Genomic DNA, 17,840 nt, shown 5'->3' with positions numbered 1-17,840 from the left:
CTGGAACCACCAGGGCACCGAATAGAGATCCCTCCCATGCTCAGATGGTGCTCGCGTTCGATTTTCCTGCAAGTCGTGATTGGCCTGATGCTCGGCATCATCTGCGGCCTGGCCCTTCCCGAATTCTCCTCGCAACTCAAACCCCTGGGTGACGGCTTCATCAAGCTGATCAAAATGCTGATTGGCCTGATCGTGTTCTGCGTGGTGGTCAGCGGTATTTCCGGCGCCGGTGACTTGAAGAAAGTCGGGCGCATCGGCCTCAAGTCAGTGATCTACTTTGAAGTGCTGACCACCGTCGCCCTGGTGATCGGCCTGATCATGGCGTTCAGCACCGGCATCGGCACCGGGGCCAATATCCACCTGGAGCAGTTGTCTTCGGCCGGCCTCAATGAGTTGGCCGACAAGGGCCAGCACATTCGCGGCACCAGCCAGTTCCTGATGGACCTGATCCCCAACTCGGTGATCGGCGCCTTCGCCGACAACAACGTGCTGCAAGTGCTGCTGTTCTCGGTGCTGTTCGGCAGCGCGCTGAACCTGGTGGGCGAAGCCGCTTCGGGCATCTCGCGGTTGATCAACGAGCTGAGCCACGTGATCTTCCGCATCATGGGCATGATCGTGCGCCTGGCGCCCATCGGTGTGTTCGGCGCCATCGCCTTCACCACCAGCACCTACGGCCTGGATTCGCTGCAACACCTGGGCAGCCTGGTGGGTTTGTTCTACCTGACCTGCTTTGCCTTTGTCGGGCTGGTGCTCGGCCTGGTGATGCGCCTGTCCGGCCTGCGCATGCTGCCGCTGCTCAAGTACCTGCGCGAAGAGCTGTTGATCGTGATGGGTACCGCTTCGTCCGACGCGGTGCTGCCGCAGATCATGCGTAAACTCGAGCACTTGGGCATCGGCAGTTCGACGGTTGGCCTGGTGATTCCGACGGGCTACTCGTTCAACCTCGACGGTTTCTCGATCTACCTGACCCTGGCCATCGTGTTTATCGCCAACGCCACCGGCACGCCACTGTCGATGACCGACTTGCTGACGATTCTGCTGGTGTCGCTGATAACCTCCAAGGGCGCCCATGGGATTCCAGGCTCGGCGCTGGTGATCCTGGCGGCGACACTCACCGCCATCCCGGCGATTCCGGTGGTGGGCCTGGTGCTGGTATTGGCCGTGGACTGGTTCATGGGCATTGGCCGCGCATTGACCAACCTGATCGGCAACTGTGTGGCCACCGTGGCCATTGCCCGCTGGGAAAAAGACATCGACATCCAGCGCGCCAACAAGGTGCTCGACGGCCAGCAAGGCTATGCGTTCCAGGCCAAGAAGCCGGTGCTGCCGGCGCATCAGGAGTTCTGACCCATTCTATGAGCGACACAGATCAACTGTGGGAGCGGGCTTGCTCGCGAAGGCGGTCTTTCAGCTGATGCACTGGGTGACTGACACACCGCATTCGCGAGCAAGCCCGCTCCCACATTTTGAGCGTCGCCAGCGTGGCGATCGTATTTGCAACATCAAGGAGCCATCGACGTGATCAGCACCTCAACCGTCGTCAATTCAGTCGTAGAAAAACTGCGCGCCGCCCTCGCGCGTGGCCAGTGGCGGCGTGGCGAAATGCTGCCCGGCCAGCGTGAACTGGCCGAACAGATGGGCATCAGCCGCCCCAGCCTGCGCGAAGCGGTGATCGTGCTGGAAACCCTCGGCCTGGTGCGCTCGATGCCCGGCAAAGGCGTGGTGGTGCTGGAAACCAGCGTCAGCGAACCGCAGGCCAGCGACGCGGTGGCCGACGCCAGCCTCGAAGACATCCTGCAACTGCGCTACACCCTCGAGCCGTTTATCGTCGGCCTGGTCGCTCAATCCATCAGCAGCAAGGAAGTCGGCCAATTGCGCCTCACCTTGATGGACATGCGCGAAGCCCTTGACGCCGGCGATGCCGAAGCGGGCATGAATGCCTACATCGGCTTCCATGAAGAGCTGTTTGCGCTGACCTCCAACCCGATCTTCCAGAACGTGGTGCAACAGACCAGCAATGCGCTCAAGCAAAGCGCCCAGGTGCTGCGCAACTCGCCCGAACACCTGGCCGAACGTCTGCAGGAAAACGAAGCCGTGGTGCGCGCTATCCGCAACAAAAACAGCGCCCTGGCCAGCGCCGAAATGCGTCGGCACATCCTCCAGGAAGGCCTGCGCATGGGCATTCGCTTGAACATCCCGGACGACCATCTGGGCAGTTGATATTTTGGAGACCGGCCATGACCGCCCACGCCCTGCAACGCAATTCCATCCTCCCTGCCCTGCGCCTGGTGTCCGGTAAAAAGCCTTCGGTGGATGACATCTACCCGCGCTTGTTCGACGCCATCCTCGAACAACGCATCGCGCCCTCCAGCCGTTTTACCGAAGAAGGCCTGGGCGAAACGTTTGGGGTAAGCCGCAGTGTGATCCGCCGGGTGCTGGCCAAGCTGTCGCACCAGCAAGTCATCATCCTGCGCCCCAACCAGCGCGCCCAAGTGGCGGCGCCGGATGCCCAGCAAACGCAGCAGATCCTGGAAGCGCGACGGCTGACGGAAATCACCGTGGTGCAGCTCGCCTGTGCCCAGGCCACGCCCGCGCACATCCGCCAGTTGCGCGAATTGATCGCTAAAGAACGTGAGTGCATCGAGCGCGACCAGCGCGGCCCGGCGATTCGGCTGTCCGGGGAATTTCACCTGCAATTGGCCGCGATGGCACGTAACGCGCCCTTGGCGCAGTTCCTCAACAGCCTCGTGCCGTTGACCTCGTTGATCATTGCCCAATACGAGGCGCAAGCCTGCACGTATTGCGCGTGGCAGGAGCATGTGGCGATTGTGGATGCGGTGGAGCAACGCGACGTTAAGCACGCGGTCGGTTTGATGACCCGGCATCTGGATCATCTGGAAGCGAAATTGTTGAAGCTCAACTGACGGTCACCGCCGCGTCGGTGTTTTGTGCAATCAGGTGTCTTCTCGCTTGATCCACTTGGGCACGTTGGGCGCCTGATAGCTCAGCACCGCGGCCAGCAAACGCTCCACGTTCGGTTCAACGATAAGCATGTCGCGGTGCACCGGTTTCAAAAACGCTTCGCTGACAACGGTGTCGAGGAACGTGGCCAGGCCGTCGTAGAAACCGTTGATGTTCAACAAAGCGCAAGGTTTGGCGTGCTGCCCAAGCTGCGCCCAGGTCCACACCTCAAACAACTCTTCAAACGTGCCGATGCCGCCGGGCAACGCGATAAAGCCATCAGACAGATCCGCCATCAGCGCTTTACGCTCATGCATGGAGCTGACGATGCGCAAGTCTTGGAGGCCGGTGTGAGCCAGTTCTTTCTCGGCCAGGAACTCAGGCATGACACCGATCACTTCACCGCCGCTGGCCAACGCAGCGTCGGCCACTGCGCCCATCAAACCGACCGAAGCGCCACCGTAGACCACACCAATGCCCGCCTTGGCCAGCGCAGCGCCCAGTTGAGCGGCCATTTCGGCATACACCGGCAACCGGCCTGGGCTGGAGCCCGAGAAAATACAAAGTCGCATACACCCTCGCTTGATCTGATTGTGTTGAGCACAGCCGCCATTTAACCATGCCAGGCCCCACACTGGATCGTTCCCACGCTCCACGTGGGAATGCAGCCCGTGACGCTCTGCGTCACAAGCGCGCAAGGTCCGACGTCGGCGCGGGCTGGCGGGGCGCGGAGCGCCCCATGAGGCATTCCCACGCAGAGCGTGGGAACGATCGGGTGTTGTTGAGCACAGCCCGTAAAACGGTTCTTTGCGTATTTACTGACAGCAAAGGCAAACGACAATCTGCACAATGCCGGCTTTCCAGAAAGCCTTACACGCGGATGAAATGCCTCTATGCGAGCCCAGACCTTTACGCTGATAGCTGCCCTTTTGATTCCCTCTGCACAGGCCGGCGAAACGTCAGCGACAGACACTCCTGTGATCACTGAAGCGCAGCCTGTGTGGTTGCTTGAGCGGCCCTTCCCAGACGGCCAGATGCTCGCAGCACGCATCTTTGGGGACAGCGCTTATGGTGACTACCACGCGAAGGCCAACCTGGCGATCAGCTGTCACCCACAGAACCCAAAAGCCGGCCTGACGCTAGAGATCAGCCCGCAATCACTGGGCTGGGACGTCGATCCATTTGAAGGCAAAGATGCCCCTGCCGATGGGCCGCTGCGTATCACCACAGGTACACGCGCTGCCGTCGATCACCTGGTCAATGGCGTGTGGAATCACGGCGGGTCTTTCCAGATAGGTACGGTCTTTGCGCTCAGCACCCCGGTTCCGCGCGAGGAATTAGCCTACTGGGCCAGCGATGCCTCGCGCGGGCAAACCCTGACACTTCGGTTAGCACCCGCGACTGAGGGCGGCAAGCCGCTGACAGCATCGTTCACATTGCCGATAAACAACAACGCGATGAAGAAAGCCGTCCAGCCTTGCCTGGGCCCTGCCGACGCGACTGCACACTAACCCACAGTTGCCTCGTGCCGTTAGATCGTTCCCACGTTCCGCGTGGGAATGCAGCCCGTGACGCTCTGCGTCACAAGCCGTCTGCGCGGGCTGGCGGGGCGCGGAGCGCCCCATGAGGCATTCCCACGCAGAGCGTGGGAACGATCGAATTGTGGGAGCTGGCTTGCCTGCGATAGCGGTGCGTCAGTTCGCACATCTTTCACTCAAAGACCGCCATCGCAGCGATGCGGCGACCCGACAAGCCAGCTCCCACATGTGGCCAAGGGTGTTTGGTAAATCGTGGCGAAACAAAAAGCCCCCGCATCTCACGATACGGGGGCTTTTGTTTTACCGCAGGATCAAGCCGGCTGCAGCACCGACTGACCGCTCAACGCCAGGTCCAGCAGCTCACGGTTGGCGACCGCGTACATGGCGTAGTCCGTGCCGACGGCGGCACGAATTTCGACCATCATTGCGCGCCAGCGATCGGCCATGTCCTGGTGCTGCTCAAGCCACAGGGCCACGCGGGCTTCCATGTCTTGTGGCGCGTCGGCCATTTGCAGTACCGAGATGGTGATCGCCCGTTGCTGCCAGTCCACGTCGTCGCGGAACGCTTCGCGGGCCGCGGCCTGCCAGTTGTTGGCCACCGGCAGATCGCTGATCTGCTGCAAGTACCATGGCAAGTCCAGGGCGCTGCCGACGGCGAAGTAGGCCTTGGCCACTTCGGCGGCGTCATGCCCGGTCACGTCGGCGGCTTCGATGATCGGCAGCAAGGTGTACAGGTGAGTGGTGCCTGCAACCATGCGTGCCAACAACTCCGGTACGCCGGCTTCGGTGTAGGCCTGGTAGCGGTTCTGCCAGCCTTCACGGGTCGGGCCTTCCAGCAGTTCGTCGAGCTTGAGGCCCAACGCCGCCAGGTGCGGACCAAAGTGCGCGGTGTCACGGCCAGCGTCCTGTTCGTTGCGACGGCTGCGCAGGAACCAGCGCGTGGCACGGCGGCCCAGGCGCATCAGCTCATCCATCAGCTCCAGTTGCACGTCGGCGCAGACCTGGTGGTCCAGGGCTTCGATCTGACGGAACCAGTGCGGGAGGTGGAAGATGTCACGCACGATCACGTAAGCACCGGCCACGTTCGCCGGGCTCATGCCGGTCGACTCTTTGAGTCGTTGCACGAAGGTGATGCCCATGTGGTTGACCAGGTCGTTGGCGATCTGGGTGCTGACGATTTCGCGCTTGAGGCGGTGGCGACGCATGGCTTCGCCGAACTTGGCGACCAGGCTCGGTGGGAACGCGGTCTCCATGTCACGGGTCAGGTAGTCGTCATCCGGCACCAGCGACTTGAGCAGGGCTTCCTTGAGGTCGATCTTGCTGTACGAGATCAACACCGACAGCTCCGGACGGGTCAGGCCCTTGCCGGTGGAGGCACGCTCGCTGAGCTGCTCCTCGGTCGGCAGGTACTCGATGGCGCGGTCCAGCTTGCCACGGCCTTCCAGGTCGCTCATCAGGCGCTTGTACTCGGCTGCACGCTCGTAGGCTTTGCGCGCGGCCAGGGACAGGGCCTGGGTCTGCTTGTAGTTGTTGCCCAACACCAGGCTGCCGACTTCGTCGGTCATGCTCGCCAGCAGCTGGTTGCGCTGCTTGTCGGTCATGTCACCGGCCTGCACCACTTCGTTGAGCAGGATCTTGATGTTCACTTCGTGGTCGGAGCAGTCCACACCACCGGCGTTGTCGATGAAGTCGGTGTTGGAACCGCCGCCATTGAGGCCGAATTCCACACGACCCAGTTGAGTCATGCCGAGGTTACCGCCCTCGCCCACCACCTTGCAGCGCAGCTCGTTGCCGTTGACGCGCAATGCGTCGTTGGCCTTGTCGCCCACGTCGGCATGGCTTTCGGTGCTGGCCTTGACGTATGTACCGATACCGCCGTTCCACAACAGGTCCACCGGCGCCTTGAGCAAGGCGTTCAGCAGTTCGGTCGGGGTCAGCTTGTCGGCCGAAATGTCGAAGCGTTCTTTCATCTGTGGCGAGATGGCAATGCTCTTCGCGCTGCGCGAGAAGATACCGCCGCCTTCGGACATGATGCTGGTGTCGTAGTCGGTCCAGGCCGAACGCGGCAAGTCGAACAGGCGCTGACGCTCAACAAAGCTGGTGGCCGGGTTCGGGTTTGGATCGATGAAGATGTGCAGGTGGTTGAAGGCCGCGACCAGTTGCAGCTTGTCGGACATCAGCAAACCGTTACCGAACACGTCACCGGCCATATCGCCGACGCCCACTACAGTGATGCTGTCTTCCTGCACGTTGATGCCGCGCTCACGGAAGTGACGCTGCACACCGACCCACGCGCCTTTGGCGGTGATGCCCATCTTCTTGTGGTCGTAACCGGCCGAACCACCGGAGGCGAACGCGTCGCCCAGCCAGAAGCCGTAGTCGATGGCGATACCGTTGGCGATGTCGGAGAAGGTCGCAGTGCCCTTGTCCGCCGCGACCACCAGGTACGGGTCATCGTCGTCATGGCGCACGACGTTGGCCGGTGGCACCAGGGCGCCGTCCTTGAGGTTGTCGGTGATGTCCAACAGGCCGGAAATGAAGATGCGGTAGCAGGCGATGCCCTCGGCCGCGATCTCGTCCCGGCTGCCGCCCAATGGCAGGCGACGCGGCAGGAAGCCGCCCTTCGCACCCACGGGCACGATGACCGAGTTCTTCACTTGCTGGGCTTTTACCAGGCCCAACACTTCGGTACGGAAGTCCTCTTCACGGTCGGACCAGCGCAGGCCGCCACGGGCGACGTTGCCGAAGCGCAGGTGCACGCCTTCAACACGCGGCGAGTAGACGAAGATTTCAAACTTCGGCACCGGTTTCGGCAGCTCAGGAATCGCACGCGGGTCGAACTTGAAGCTGAAGTACGACTTGTTCTGGCCGTTGGCGTCGGTCTGGTAGAAGTTGGTCCGCAGCGTGGCCTTGATCAGGTCCAGGTAGCGACGCAGGATGCGGTCTTCGTTGAGCACCTGAACGTCGTCCAGGGCGGTGAGGATCGCTTGTTCCAGGCGTTGCTGCTTGTCTTCCAGGTCATCGGCGGTGAGCTTGCGCGCCAGGTAGAAGCGCGTCTTGAACAACCGGGTCAACTCGCGGGCGATGTCGGTGTGGTTGTTCAGGGTGCTGGCGATGTAACCAAGGTCGAAGCCCAGGCGAATTTGCTTGAGGTAACGCGCGTAGGCACGCAGCAGTGCCACGTCGCGCCACGGCAGGCCGGCAGTCAGCACCAACCGGTTGAACGCATCGTTTTCGGCATCGCCGTGCACGATGTGCACGAACGCGTCCTGCAGGGTGTCGTTGAGCTGCTGAATATCCAGGTTCACGCCTTCGGCGGCGATGAACGCGAAATCATGTATCCAGAACTCGCGGCCATTGGCATGGCGCAGGCGGTACGGGAATTCACCCAGCACGCGCAGGCCGAGGTTTTCCAGGATCGGCAGCACGTCGGACAATGCCAGCGGCGTGTCGGCGTGGTAGAGCTTGCAATGCAGCTCGCGCTGGCCGGAAACCTGGCCCAGCGGCTGATAGAAGCTCATCACCAGCGGGTTGGCTTCGGTCAGGCTGTTGAGGTGCTGCATGTCGACCACGGCCGAATGCGCGGCAAAACGCTCGCGATAGCCGGCCGGGAAGCCTTTCGGGAAGTCCGCCAGCACGTTGGTGCCCTGGGCTTCGCCGAAGCTCTCGACCACCAGGCTCGAGTAGTCGTCCTGCCAGCTGCGGCAGGCCTGCACCACTTCTTTTTCCAGTTGCAGCGGGTCGATGTCCAGGCGGTTCTTCGGGTCAACCCGCAGAATCAGCTGCACACGGGCCAGCACGGACTCGGAGAAGAAGGTCCAGAATTCGCAGTCCGAGGCTTTCAGGCGATCCATCAGCACTTGCTGGATCTTCTGGCGCACTTCGGTGGAATAGATGTCGCGCGGCACGTAGGCCAGGCAGTAGCAGAAACGACCGTACGGGTCTTTGCGCAGGAACACGCGGATCTTGTTGCGTTCCTGGATCTGCACGATCGACATCACGGTGCTGAACAGCTCGTCGACCGGGGTTTGGAACAGGTCATCACGCGGCAGTACTTCCACCACTTGAGCCAGCTCTTTGCCCAGGTGCGCCTTGGGCTGGAAGCCCGAACGACGTTCGATTTCCGCCACTTTGCGACGGATATACGGGATCACCCGCACGCTTTCGCCGTACACCGAGGAGGTGTAGAGGCCCATGAAGCGGTGTTCCTTGATGACCTTGCCGTCGGCGCTGATCTCGCGGATCGACACGTAGTCCGGGTACGCCGGGCGGTGCACACGGCTTGGGTGCGCGGCTTTGGCGAACGACAGCACGGTCGGTTCACGCAGGTAGGCCACGGCGTAGTCTTCGATGCGCAGGTCTTCAGCGGTGAGGCCGGCACGCAGCAGCTTGGTCAGACCGAGGAAGGAGCTGGCGTCATATTCGATATGACCGCCGTCCTTGTCGTCACGTACCACGAATTCTTCATAGCCGAGGAAGGTGAAGTGGTTGCCCACCAGCCATTCCAGGAAGTTCTTGATCTCGGCTTTTTCTTCGCCGTCGATGCTGAACTGGCTGGCGTCGATACCGGCCAGCAGGTCCTGGACCTTGGCTTTCATCGGTTCGAAATCGGCCACGGCCACGCGCACTTCACCCAGCACTTGCTCAAGCTCTTTGCTCAGCACGTTGAGTTCGGCGGCATTGGCGCAGCGGTCGATTTCCAGGTACATCAGCGATTCTTGCAGGATGCCTTCGCCCTGGGTGCCTTTTGGCAGGATTTCCAGCAGTTCGCCCTTCTTGCCACGGCGCACGCTGAGCACGGTGGTTTGCAGGGTGTGGATGCTGTAGCCACGGCGGTTCAGCTCGGTGCGTACCGAGTCCACCAGGAAGGGCAAGTCATGGTGCAGCACTTCGACCGCGGTGTGGGTCGACTGCCAGCCATGACGTTCGTAATCGGGGTTGTAGACCCGCACTTGCGGTTGGGTGTGATCAAAGCGCTCAAGCAGGCGCCAGGCAGACAAGGTGCAACCGGCCAGGTCGGAAAGGCGACGTTGGGTCAGTTCGTCCAGGGAAATAATGCCGAAAAATTGCTCAGCGAACAGCGCCACTTGTGGCAGTGCCTGTTCACTGATGTGCTGCGCCAGTGCCGCTTGCAGTTGATGCTGGAAGTCGGCCTTGCTGGCTGCGGTGAAGAACGCCATCTGTGGTACTCCGCTTGGGCTTGTTATTGATGGAAGCGTCGCGTGTTATCCCCTTGCGGGGAGACCGTCAGCGCTGGTCGTCGGTGCTGATAACAAACACCTTAAACGAATCAGGGTGACAGGTGGGTGAAGCTGGACAAGACAATGAGGTCACATACAACTTCCATAAGAGGTGCGCCATGCAGGGTGACGGTACGACGGGCAGGTCAGACTCCCGGCACAGGGCACATCCGTTGCGCAGCTTAACGAGTGTAGGAAGACAGCTGCTTGCGACGCTGCGACATATTCGGTCATCGGTACGCAGGCTGACGGTTGCGACTTGCGCAACCCGGTTTTTTCTGCAGAAAAACCGGCTATTTTCAAGCTCGCGAGTACCGAAAATGACTGGTATGGCCCGTCAGGTCATGCACTGGGTCTGACATACGATGCAGCACAAAATTCGCTGCAATGGCACAATTGCCTGGCTGCGCCCTCCCCAAAGACAGGATTTCCCATGCTGCAACTGAACACCGACGCACTGATGGCCACCCCGTGCGACGACGAAGAAGACAACATGGCCATGCTCTGCTGCCACGGTAAAAACGGCGAGATGTTCATGCTGTCCCGTTACCCGGATGAAGATGAAGTGGAGCTCACCTGGGATTACGAGCCCTCGACCCTGGATGGCCTGAAGGTCACCCTGAGCGACACGACGCTGCTGATCGAGCTGGCGGCGGGCGATGCGGATGCGCTGGGGGGCAAGGATCAGTTGCAGATCAACCACAGCACCGCCGCGTCGGATTTGGCTGAAGTTGAAGAAACCCTGCAGAACATTCTCAAGGGCACCGGCACCTATACCCGCGCCTGATCGTTCCCACGCTCCGGCGTGGGAACGCATCCTGTGACGCTCTGCGTCACCCGTGCGCAAGAATTGAGCCTTGCATGCGCTGCCTGGACGCGGAGCGTCCGGGCGGCGTTCCCACGCAGAGCGTGGGAACGATCAGCCTCAGCGCAATTTGTGCGATACACACAAAATTCCTACAAGTTTTCCTAAAAATACCCCGCGCGCCGTTAGTCTCCGCCCCCCTCGATGCATTAAAGTAAGCCCCCCAGGCCAGGCGTTTTTTTCTCAACGCCCGGTCAATCTCTCCAGGAACCGTCATCGATGGAACATCGTGAAGCGCTGCTCGCGCTGCGAACCTTTCTTTCTACGCAGATTCTCGGCCAGGAAAAACTCATTGATCGCCTGCTGATCGCGCTGTTGGCCGACGGCCATATGCTGGTCGAAGGCGCACCGGGCCTGGCCAAGACCAAGGCCATCAAAGAGTTGGCCGAAGGCATCGAAGCGCAGTTCCATCGTATCCAGTTCACCCCCGACCTGTTGCCCGCCGACATCACCGGCACCGAGATCTATCGCCCGGAAACCGGCAGCTTCGTGTTCCAGCAAGGGCCGATCTTCCACAACCTGGTGCTGGCGGACGAAATCAACCGCGCCCCGGCCAAGGTGCAATCGGCGTTGCTCGAAGCCATGGCCGAACGCCAGGTCAGCGTCGGGCGCAGCACCTACGAGTTGTCGCCGCTGTTTCTGGTGATGGCCACGCAAAACCCCATCGAACAGGAAGGCACCTACCCGCTGCCCGAAGCGCAGCTCGACCGCTTCCTGATGCACGTCAAGATCGGCTTCCCGGACGCCGCCGTTGAACGGCGCATCCTGCAGCAAGCCCGTGGCGAAGCACTCAATGGCGAAACCAAGCCCGAACGCCGCGTCAGCCAACAGGCGATCTTCGCCGCGCGCAAGGAAATCCTCGGCCTGTACATGGCCGACGCCGTGGAGGAATACCTGGTGCAACTGGTGATGGCCACGCGCACCCCGGCCAAGTTCGACCCGGAAATGGCCGAGTGGATCGCCTACGGCGCCAGCCCGCGCGGCTCCATCGCGCTGGACCGCTGCGCGCGCGCCCACGCCTGGCTGGCCGGTCGCGACTTTGTGAGCCCGGAAGATATCCAGGCGGTGCTGTTCGACGTGCTGCGCCACCGCATTATTCTGTCGTTTGAAGCGGAAGCCGCCGGCATCGACCAGGACCGCGTGGTGCAACGCATTCTCGACGTCGTTGCCGTCGCTTGAAACCCATGAATGCAAGCGATGGAATCCGCGTCACGCTCAGCGAACTGATTGAGATGCGCCACCGCGTGCGCGAAGTGCAGCTGTTTTCCACGCCGAGCCAGCGCAGTCCGCTGATCGGCCTGCACCACTCCAAGCTGCGCGGGCGTGGCGTCGACTTTGACCAGGTGCGCGTGTACCAGGCCGGCGACGACGTGCGCACCATCGACTGGCGCGTGACCGCGCGTACTCAAGAGCCGCACACCAAACTGTTCCACGAAGAGCGCGAACGGCCCATTTTCATCATGGTGGAGCAAAGCTGCCGGCTGTTTTTCGGCTCCGGCCAAATGTTCAAATCAGTGCTCGCCGCCCAAGCCGCCAGCCTGATCGGTTGGGCCGCGCTGGGGCATAACGACCGCGTCGGCGGGCTGGTGTTTGGCGACAGCGAGCACTACGAAATCAAACCCCGGCGCAGCAAGCAAAGCCTGCTGCAACTGCTCAACCGGCTGGTGCACGTCAACCAGAGCCTGAATACCGAAAGCCGCCCGGAAGCCGACGCCTTGGGCATGGCACTGCGCCGTGGCCGCGAAGTGTTGCGACCGGGCAGCCTGGTCATCGTGATTTGCGATGAGCGCGCGCTGACCGAGGGCGCCGAGCAACAGCTGAGTTTGTTGTCACGCCATTGCGACTTGCTGCTGCTGCCGATCTCCGACCCCCTGGACCACGCCCTGCCCGCCGCCGGGCTGCTGCGTTTCGCGGAGCGCGGCGCACAGCTGGAACTGGATACGCTGAATTTCGACTTGCGCCAGGCCTACAAAGCCCAGGCCGAAGCCCGCGTCGCACGCTGGGAACTGCTCGCGCAAAAGCTGCGCATCCTGCTGATGCCGTTGAGCACCCAAAGCGAAATGGTCGAGCAACTGCGCGAATACCTCAACCCGCAACGCCCGGTTAAAAAGCAATGAGCAGCCTCGACCAACTGCAACCGCTGATCGCCCCGCCGGCTATTGGTTTCTGGCCGCCTGCGCCGGGTTGGTGGCTGTTGCTGCTGGTGATTCCACTGCTGGGCTGGGGCTTGTGGTGGTTGCGCCGCTTCCTGCCCACGCGCCGCCCGCTGGCGCGTGCCGAACAACCGCTGGACCCGCTGCGCATCGCCGCCCTCGCCGAGCTGGCGTTGATGCCCAAACCCTACGACGGCGCGCCGGCCGGGGCCTGGCTGCAACAACTCAACGGCCTGCTCAAGCGCCTGTGCCGCAACGACTACCCCTACAGCCAGAGCCACACCCTCAATGGGCGAAAATGGCTGGCATTCCTCGACAACCGCTGCCCGGCTGCCGGCCTCACGCGCTGGATGGTGCTGGTGGAAGGCGCCTACAAACCCGAATGCAAACTCGACGACAAGGCCATTGCCGGCCTGACCCAAGCCGTCGACACCTGGATTCGCAAACATGTTTGAGTTCGCCTGGCCGTGGATCTTTGCCCTGTTGCCATTGCCGTGGTTGATGCGGCTTATCTTGCCGGTGGCCGACAGTGGCGAGCCGGCATTAAAGGTCAGCTACCTTGCCGACCTCGAAGGCCTGGCCCGCCGCCGTGCACGCGTCAACCTGCCGGGCTGGCGCCAGCAAGCACCGTTCGTGGTGCTGTGGTTGCTGCTGCTCACCGCCGCCGCGCGCCCGGAATGGCTCGGCGAACCGCTGCCGATTGCCGCCAGTGGCCGCGACTTGCTGGTGGCGGTGGACGTGTCCGGTTCCATGGACTTCCCCGACATGCACTGGCAGGACGACGACGTCAGCCGCCTGAGCCTGGTGCAACACTTGCTCGGCGACTTCCTCGAAAGCCGTGAAGGCGACCGCGTCGGCCTGATCCTGTTTGGCAGCCAGGCCTATTTACAAGCCCCGCTGACCTTCGACCGCCGCACCGTGCGCACCTGGCTGGACGAAGCGCGCATCGGCATTGCCGGCAAGAACACCGCCATCGGTGATGCGATTGGCCTGGCCTTGAAACGCCTGCGCCAGCGTCCGGCGCAAAGCCGCGTGCTGATTCTGGTCACCGACGGCGCCAACAACGCCGGGCAGATCGACCCGTTGACCGCCGCGCGCCTGGCCGCTGAAGAAGGCGTGAAAATCTACCCGATCGGCATTGGCGCCGACCCGGAGCAAACCGGCTCACTGGGCATTCTCGGCGTCAACCCGAGCCTGGACCTCGACGAACCCGCGTTGAAGGCCATCGCCGAGGCCACTGGCGGGCGCTACTTCCGTGCCCGTGACGGCGACGAACTGCAGAAGATCAAGGAAACCCTCGACCAGCTTGAGCCGGTGGCACAACAGCCGACCCAGGCCCGCCCGGCCCAGGCGCTGTACAGCGCGCCATTGGCCCTGGCGCTGGTGTTGAGCATGTTGCTGGTGATCCAGGAGCGCTGGCCCAACAACGCGCTGCAACGTGCCTTCAATAAACTCTCGACCAAGGGCAATTTCCTGCAACAGCACCCTGAATGGCGCCAACGCCTTAAACGCCTGCGTTTGCGGAGGCGGCGATGATCGACCTGTGGCCGCACTGGTTCCGCCCTTGGTGGCTGTTGCTGCTGCCGCTGCTCGGCTGGCTGCTGTGGCAGCTGTGGCATCGGCAAAAGCGCGCCGGGCGTTGGCAGATGATTTTGCCGCCGGCCTTTCATGCGGTGTTGCTCAGTGGCGGCAATGGCCGCGAAAGCAAATCGCCGTGGGTGGTGCTGGGCATCGCCTGGCTGTTGGCCGTGCTGGCCTTGCTCGGCCCCAGCTGGCAACGGGTTGAACAGTCCAGCCAGAAACCCGCCGACCCGGTGGTGGTGCTGCTGGAATTGACCCCGGAAATGCTCGCCACCGACAGCCCGCCCAATCGCCTGGAGCAAGCGCGGCGCAAGCTGTATGACTTGCTGCAGGCGCGCGCCGATGCGCCAACCGCCATCATCGTGTACGCCGGCAGCGCCCACACGTTGGTGCCGCTGTCGGATGATTTGGCCACCAGCCGCAACCTGCTCGACGCCCTGCGCCCCTCGATCATGCCCGAGCCCGGCCATCGCGCCGACCTCGCCGTGGAAAAAGCCCTGGGCTTGCTCAAGCAAGGCGGCCTCGGCCAGGGCCGTCTGTTGCTGGTCGGCTCCTCGCTGTCGAAACAGGAACGCCAAGGCATTCGACTGCAGTTGCAAGGCGCCCAGGCCCCGACCTTGTCGATCCTCGGCATCGGCAGCCGCGAAGGCACGCCGGTCACCCAGGAAAGCGGCGAGTTCCTCAAGGACGAACAGGGCGCGATTCTGGTGCCCCGCCTGGACAGCCCAACCCTCAAGGCTTTCGCCAGCGAAATGGGCGGCCGCTACCGCGCCGCACGCCTGGACGACAAAGACCTGCGCCAGCTCAACCTGCTCGATGGCCCGCAAAACCTGCGCAACGACGGCCAATTGCTGCACCTCGACGCCTGGGCCGACCAGGGTTACTGGTTGCTGCTGCCGCTGTTGCTGCTCGCCGCCTGCGCCGGGCGCCGTGGCTGGTTGTTTTGTTTGCCGTTGCTGTTATTGGGCGCGCCGCAGCCCAGCTATGCGTTTGAACTGCAAGACCTGTGGCTGCGCCCCGACCAACAAGGCCAATACCTGCTGAAGAAAAAGCGCCCCGCCGAGGCCGCCGAACACTTCGAAGACCCGCAATGGCAAGGTGTAGCGCTGTATGAAGCGGGCAATTACGCCGAGGCGATCAAGCGTTTTGCCCAGAGCAATGACGCTTATTCCCACTACAATCGCGGCAATGCCCTGGCCAAATCCGGCGAGATGGAAGCGGCGATTGATGCCTACGAACAGGCGCTGGAAGCCCAACCCGACCTGCAACCGGCGCTGAAAAACAAAGCCCTGGTCGAAACCCTGATCCAGGAAAAAGCCCAGCCCGAGCCCGCCAAGCCGGCAAAAAAGGAAGATGACGAAACCACCCAACCCGGCCAAACTGCGCAACCGGGCACCAGTGGGCAAAGCGCCACGGGCGGCGAGCAATCGCCCCAAGGCCAGGGCGAGGCCAGCACCGGCGATAGCCAAACCGGCGGCACACCCAAAGCCGGGGGCAATGATGTGCCGGGCAGCGAGCTGGGCGATGAGCAAACCACCACGCCGCCATTGCGCCCCGCCGATGCCAACCTCGACGGCGAGCACCGCCAGGCCCTGGAGCAATGGCTGCGGGAGATCCCGGACAACCCCGGCGAACTGCTGCGACGCAAATTCTGGTACGAACAGCAACAACATCAGGACAAGACTCGATGAGCCGCCGCACCACCCTTCTGCTCCTGCTGGCGTTAACGGCAGGCCACGCCCAGGCGGCGAACCTGGTCGCCAGCGTTGACCGCAGCCGCCTCAATTCCGGGGAAACGGTGGAACTGACGGTCGAGTCCAGCGACGTCACCCAGTTCGGCAAGCCCGACTTGTCGCCACTGGATGCGATGTTCGAAGTCAGCGGCACGCGCCAGATCAACCAACTGACCACACTGGGCGGCGACAACCGCGCCACCACGCGCTGGATCATCACCCTGCTGCCCAAGGAAAACGGCACGGTGGTGATCCCGCCGCTGCAAGTGGGCGAGCTCAAGACCCAGCCGATCAGCCTGCAAGTGGTGGAAACCGCCAGCCAGAACACCAGCGCCGAACTGGCGCCGGTGTTCATCGAAGCCAACCTTGACCAGAGCAGCGTATACGTCCAGGCCCAAGCGCTGTTGACTGTGCGCGTGTACCACTCGGTGTCGCTGTACGACGACAGCAGCCTCACGCCGTTGCAGATTCCCGACGCGCGCATCGAGCAACTGGGCGAGTCACGCACCTACGAAAAAGTCATCAACAGCATTCGCCATGGCGTGATCGAAACCCGCTACGCGATCTACCCGCAGCACAGCGGCGCCTTGGTGATTCCGGCGCAGACCTTCAGCGCTACGCTGGTGGAGTCGCGCCCGCCGCAGGAGAACACGCTGCAGGGCACCAAGCCGGGCAAGCTGATTCACGTCAGCTCCGCCGAGCTGGCGCTGAGCGTCAAACCCAAACCCGCGCTGTACCCGGCGGATGCCCCGTGGATCCCGGCACGCAGCCTGACCCTGAGCGAAGCCTGGAACCCGGAGCCCGAGCACGTGCAAGTCGGCGACTCGCTGACCCGCAGCCTTACGGTCAAGGCTGAAGGCCTGTCCAGCGCGCAACTGCCAGCCCTGCCCAGCGCCGACATCAATGGCCTGCGCCGCTACCCCGACCAGCCGGTGCTCGGCAACCAGAACAATGACCGTGGCCTGATCGGCAGCCGCGAAGACCGCGAAGCCCTGGTGCCGACCCACGCCGGCGCCGTCGAACTGCCGGCCGTGGAGGTGGTGTGGTGGAACACCCACGAAGACCACCTCGAACGCACCAGCCTGCCGGCCCGTACCCTGCAAGTGGCGACCAACCCGAGCCTGGTGGTCGACACACCGGCCACCCCGACCGTGATCACCGCGCCGGACGATGACCGCCTGTGGCTATGGCAACTCAGCACCTTGATTCTCGCCTGCACCACGCTGCTGGGTTTCGGCCTGTGGTGGCGTGCACGGCGCCAGCCCGCCGTGCAGCGTGCCGCGCAAACCGGCCCAAGCCCGCGCACGCTGCTCGACGACCTCAAGCGCGCCACCCAGGCCAACGACCCACACGCCACGCGCCAGGCCCTGGACGCCTGGGCGCGGCAACAGCCGGAAACCCTGGCAGACATGGCGGCGCGGTTTGTGCCGTTGTCGGATGCGCTGGATGGGCTCAACGGTGCGCTCTATAGCGAGAGCGGGCATTTCTGGTTGGGCGAGGACTTATGGCGTGCGGTCAAGGCGATTCCGGTCGCCGAGCGCGAACAAGACCCGGCGACGGACACCACCAGTTTGCCGCCGCTGTATCCCAAATAACCCTCCTGCAGAAGATCGTTCCCACGCTCTGCGTGGGAATGCATCCGGTGACGCTGCGCGTCACCTTTGCGCAAAAACCTGAGCCTTGAGCGCAGAGCCTGGACGCAGAGCGTCCGGGGCGGCATTCCCACGCAGAGCGTGGGAACGATCAGAAAACTGTGTGGGAGCTGGCTT

The 17,840-nt window shown here is 62.7% G+C and carries 13 protein-coding genes; 11 read left to right on the top strand and 2 right to left on the bottom strand.

What is annotated here, in order from left to right:
• Nucleotides 1-21: 21 nt before the first annotated feature.
• The 3 genes from PspR76_RS13675 (at nt 22) to PspR76_RS13665 (ending at nt 2,924) form a co-directional block, all read left to right on the top strand.
• Nucleotides 22-1,347 carry a C4-dicarboxylate transporter DctA gene (locus tag PspR76_RS13675; protein ID WP_174245675.1) on the top strand — a complete coding sequence of 442 codons (1,326 nt, stop codon included), beginning with the start codon at nt 22-24 and terminating at the stop codon, nt 1,345-1,347.
• 171 nt (nt 1,348-1,518) lie between these two features.
• Entirely contained in the window at nt 1,519-2,220 is a 702-nt protein-coding gene (locus PspR76_RS13670) for a FadR/GntR family transcriptional regulator (RefSeq protein ID WP_159956013.1), read from the top strand.
• A 17-nt stretch (nt 2,221-2,237) separates the two neighbouring features.
• Nucleotides 2,238-2,924, top strand: coding sequence for a GntR family transcriptional regulator (locus tag PspR76_RS13665; RefSeq protein ID WP_159956011.1), 687 nt, complete (start codon nt 2,238-2,240; stop codon nt 2,922-2,924).
• Between the two features lie 30 nt (nt 2,925-2,954).
• Here PspR76_RS13665 and PspR76_RS13660 read toward each other — a convergent pair whose 3' ends face one another.
• Nucleotides 2,955-3,533, bottom strand: a complete 579-nt coding sequence (locus PspR76_RS13660; protein WP_159956009.1) for a TIGR00730 family Rossman fold protein — start codon at nt 3,531-3,533, stop codon at nt 2,955-2,957.
• Between the two features lie 321 nt (nt 3,534-3,854).
• Here PspR76_RS13660 and PspR76_RS13655 point away from each other — a divergent pair, with 321 nt between their 5' ends.
• Nucleotides 3,855-4,472 (top strand): hypothetical protein, encoded by a 618-nt coding sequence (locus PspR76_RS13655; protein WP_159956007.1) that lies wholly within the window; start codon nt 3,855-3,857, stop codon nt 4,470-4,472.
• Nucleotides 4,473-4,810: 338 nt separating this feature from the next.
• Here the strand turns inward: PspR76_RS13655 and PspR76_RS13650 are convergent, their stop codons facing one another.
• On the bottom strand, nt 4,811-9,679 hold the full coding sequence (locus PspR76_RS13650) for an NAD-glutamate dehydrogenase (RefSeq protein WP_159956005.1): 4,869 nt from the start codon (nt 9,677-9,679) through the stop codon (nt 4,811-4,813).
• A gap of 493 nt (nt 9,680-10,172) precedes the next feature.
• Between PspR76_RS13650 and PspR76_RS13645 the strand changes: the two genes are divergently transcribed.
• From PspR76_RS13645 to PspR76_RS13615, 7 genes are all read left to right on the top strand, one after another.
• Nucleotides 10,173-10,526: a hypothetical protein gene (locus tag PspR76_RS13645; RefSeq protein WP_159956003.1), complete on the top strand. Its 354-nt coding sequence runs from the start codon at nt 10,173-10,175 to the stop codon at nt 10,524-10,526.
• 297 nt (nt 10,527-10,823) lie between these two features.
• Nucleotides 10,824-11,783, top strand: coding sequence for an AAA family ATPase (locus PspR76_RS13640; RefSeq protein WP_017739127.1), 960 nt, complete (start codon nt 10,824-10,826; stop codon nt 11,781-11,783).
• A gap of 5 nt (nt 11,784-11,788) precedes the next feature.
• Nucleotides 11,789-12,721, top strand: a complete 933-nt coding sequence (locus PspR76_RS13635) for a DUF58 domain-containing protein (protein WP_159956001.1) — start codon at nt 11,789-11,791, stop codon at nt 12,719-12,721.
• The gene (locus tag PspR76_RS13630) at nt 12,718-13,212 is read left to right on the top strand and encodes a DUF4381 domain-containing protein (RefSeq protein ID WP_153839571.1); all 495 of its coding nucleotides are present in this window, start codon (nt 12,718-12,720) and stop codon (nt 13,210-13,212) included. The genes PspR76_RS13635 and PspR76_RS13630 overlap by 4 nt, the downstream gene beginning before the upstream one ends.
• On the top strand, nt 13,205-14,293 hold the full coding sequence (locus PspR76_RS13625) for a vWA domain-containing protein (protein ID WP_159955999.1): 1,089 nt from the start codon (nt 13,205-13,207) through the stop codon (nt 14,291-14,293). The genes PspR76_RS13630 and PspR76_RS13625 overlap by 8 nt, the downstream gene beginning before the upstream one ends.
• Entirely contained in the window at nt 14,290-16,029 is a 1,740-nt protein-coding gene (locus PspR76_RS13620; protein WP_159955997.1) for a tetratricopeptide repeat protein, read from the top strand. The genes PspR76_RS13625 and PspR76_RS13620 overlap by 4 nt, the downstream gene beginning before the upstream one ends.
• On the top strand, nt 16,026-17,666 hold the full coding sequence (locus tag PspR76_RS13615; RefSeq protein WP_159955995.1) for a BatD family protein: 1,641 nt from the start codon (nt 16,026-16,028) through the stop codon (nt 17,664-17,666). The genes PspR76_RS13620 and PspR76_RS13615 overlap by 4 nt, the downstream gene beginning before the upstream one ends.
• Nucleotides 17,667-17,840 lie beyond the last annotated feature (174 nt).

This window comes from Pseudomonas sp. R76 (assembly GCF_009834565.1).
Lineage (GTDB): Bacteria > Pseudomonadota > Gammaproteobacteria > Pseudomonadales > Pseudomonadaceae > Aquipseudomonas.
The sequence above is the reverse complement of the archived record's forward strand: the minus strand, read 5'-3'. Positions and strand labels throughout refer to the sequence as shown.

Excerpts from the sequence above, each read along its gene's own strand:
- PspR76_RS13650 (WP_159956005.1), bottom strand. The coding sequence starts at position 9,679 with ATGGCGTTCTTCACCGCAGCCAGCAAGGCCGACTTCCAGCATCAACTG.
- PspR76_RS13625 (WP_159955999.1), top strand. The coding sequence starts at position 13,205 with ATGTTTGAGTTCGCCTGGCCGTGGATCTTTGCCCTGTTGCCATTGCCG.
- PspR76_RS13655 (WP_159956007.1), top strand. The coding sequence starts at position 3,855 with ATGCGAGCCCAGACCTTTACGCTGATAGCTGCCCTTTTGATTCCCTCT.
- PspR76_RS13620 (WP_159955997.1), top strand. The coding sequence starts at position 14,290 with ATGATCGACCTGTGGCCGCACTGGTTCCGCCCTTGGTGGCTGTTGCTG.
- PspR76_RS13645 (WP_159956003.1), top strand. The coding sequence starts at position 10,173 with ATGCTGCAACTGAACACCGACGCACTGATGGCCACCCCGTGCGACGAC.
- PspR76_RS13640 (WP_017739127.1), top strand. The coding sequence starts at position 10,824 with ATGGAACATCGTGAAGCGCTGCTCGCGCTGCGAACCTTTCTTTCTACG.
- PspR76_RS13635 (WP_159956001.1), top strand. The coding sequence starts at position 11,789 with ATGAATGCAAGCGATGGAATCCGCGTCACGCTCAGCGAACTGATTGAG.
- PspR76_RS13660 (WP_159956009.1), bottom strand. The coding sequence starts at position 3,533 with ATGCGACTTTGTATTTTCTCGGGCTCCAGCCCAGGCCGGTTGCCGGTG.
- PspR76_RS13615 (WP_159955995.1), top strand. The coding sequence starts at position 16,026 with ATGAGCCGCCGCACCACCCTTCTGCTCCTGCTGGCGTTAACGGCAGGC.
- PspR76_RS13665 (WP_159956011.1), top strand. The coding sequence starts at position 2,238 with ATGACCGCCCACGCCCTGCAACGCAATTCCATCCTCCCTGCCCTGCGC.
- PspR76_RS13630 (WP_153839571.1), top strand. The coding sequence starts at position 12,718 with ATGAGCAGCCTCGACCAACTGCAACCGCTGATCGCCCCGCCGGCTATT.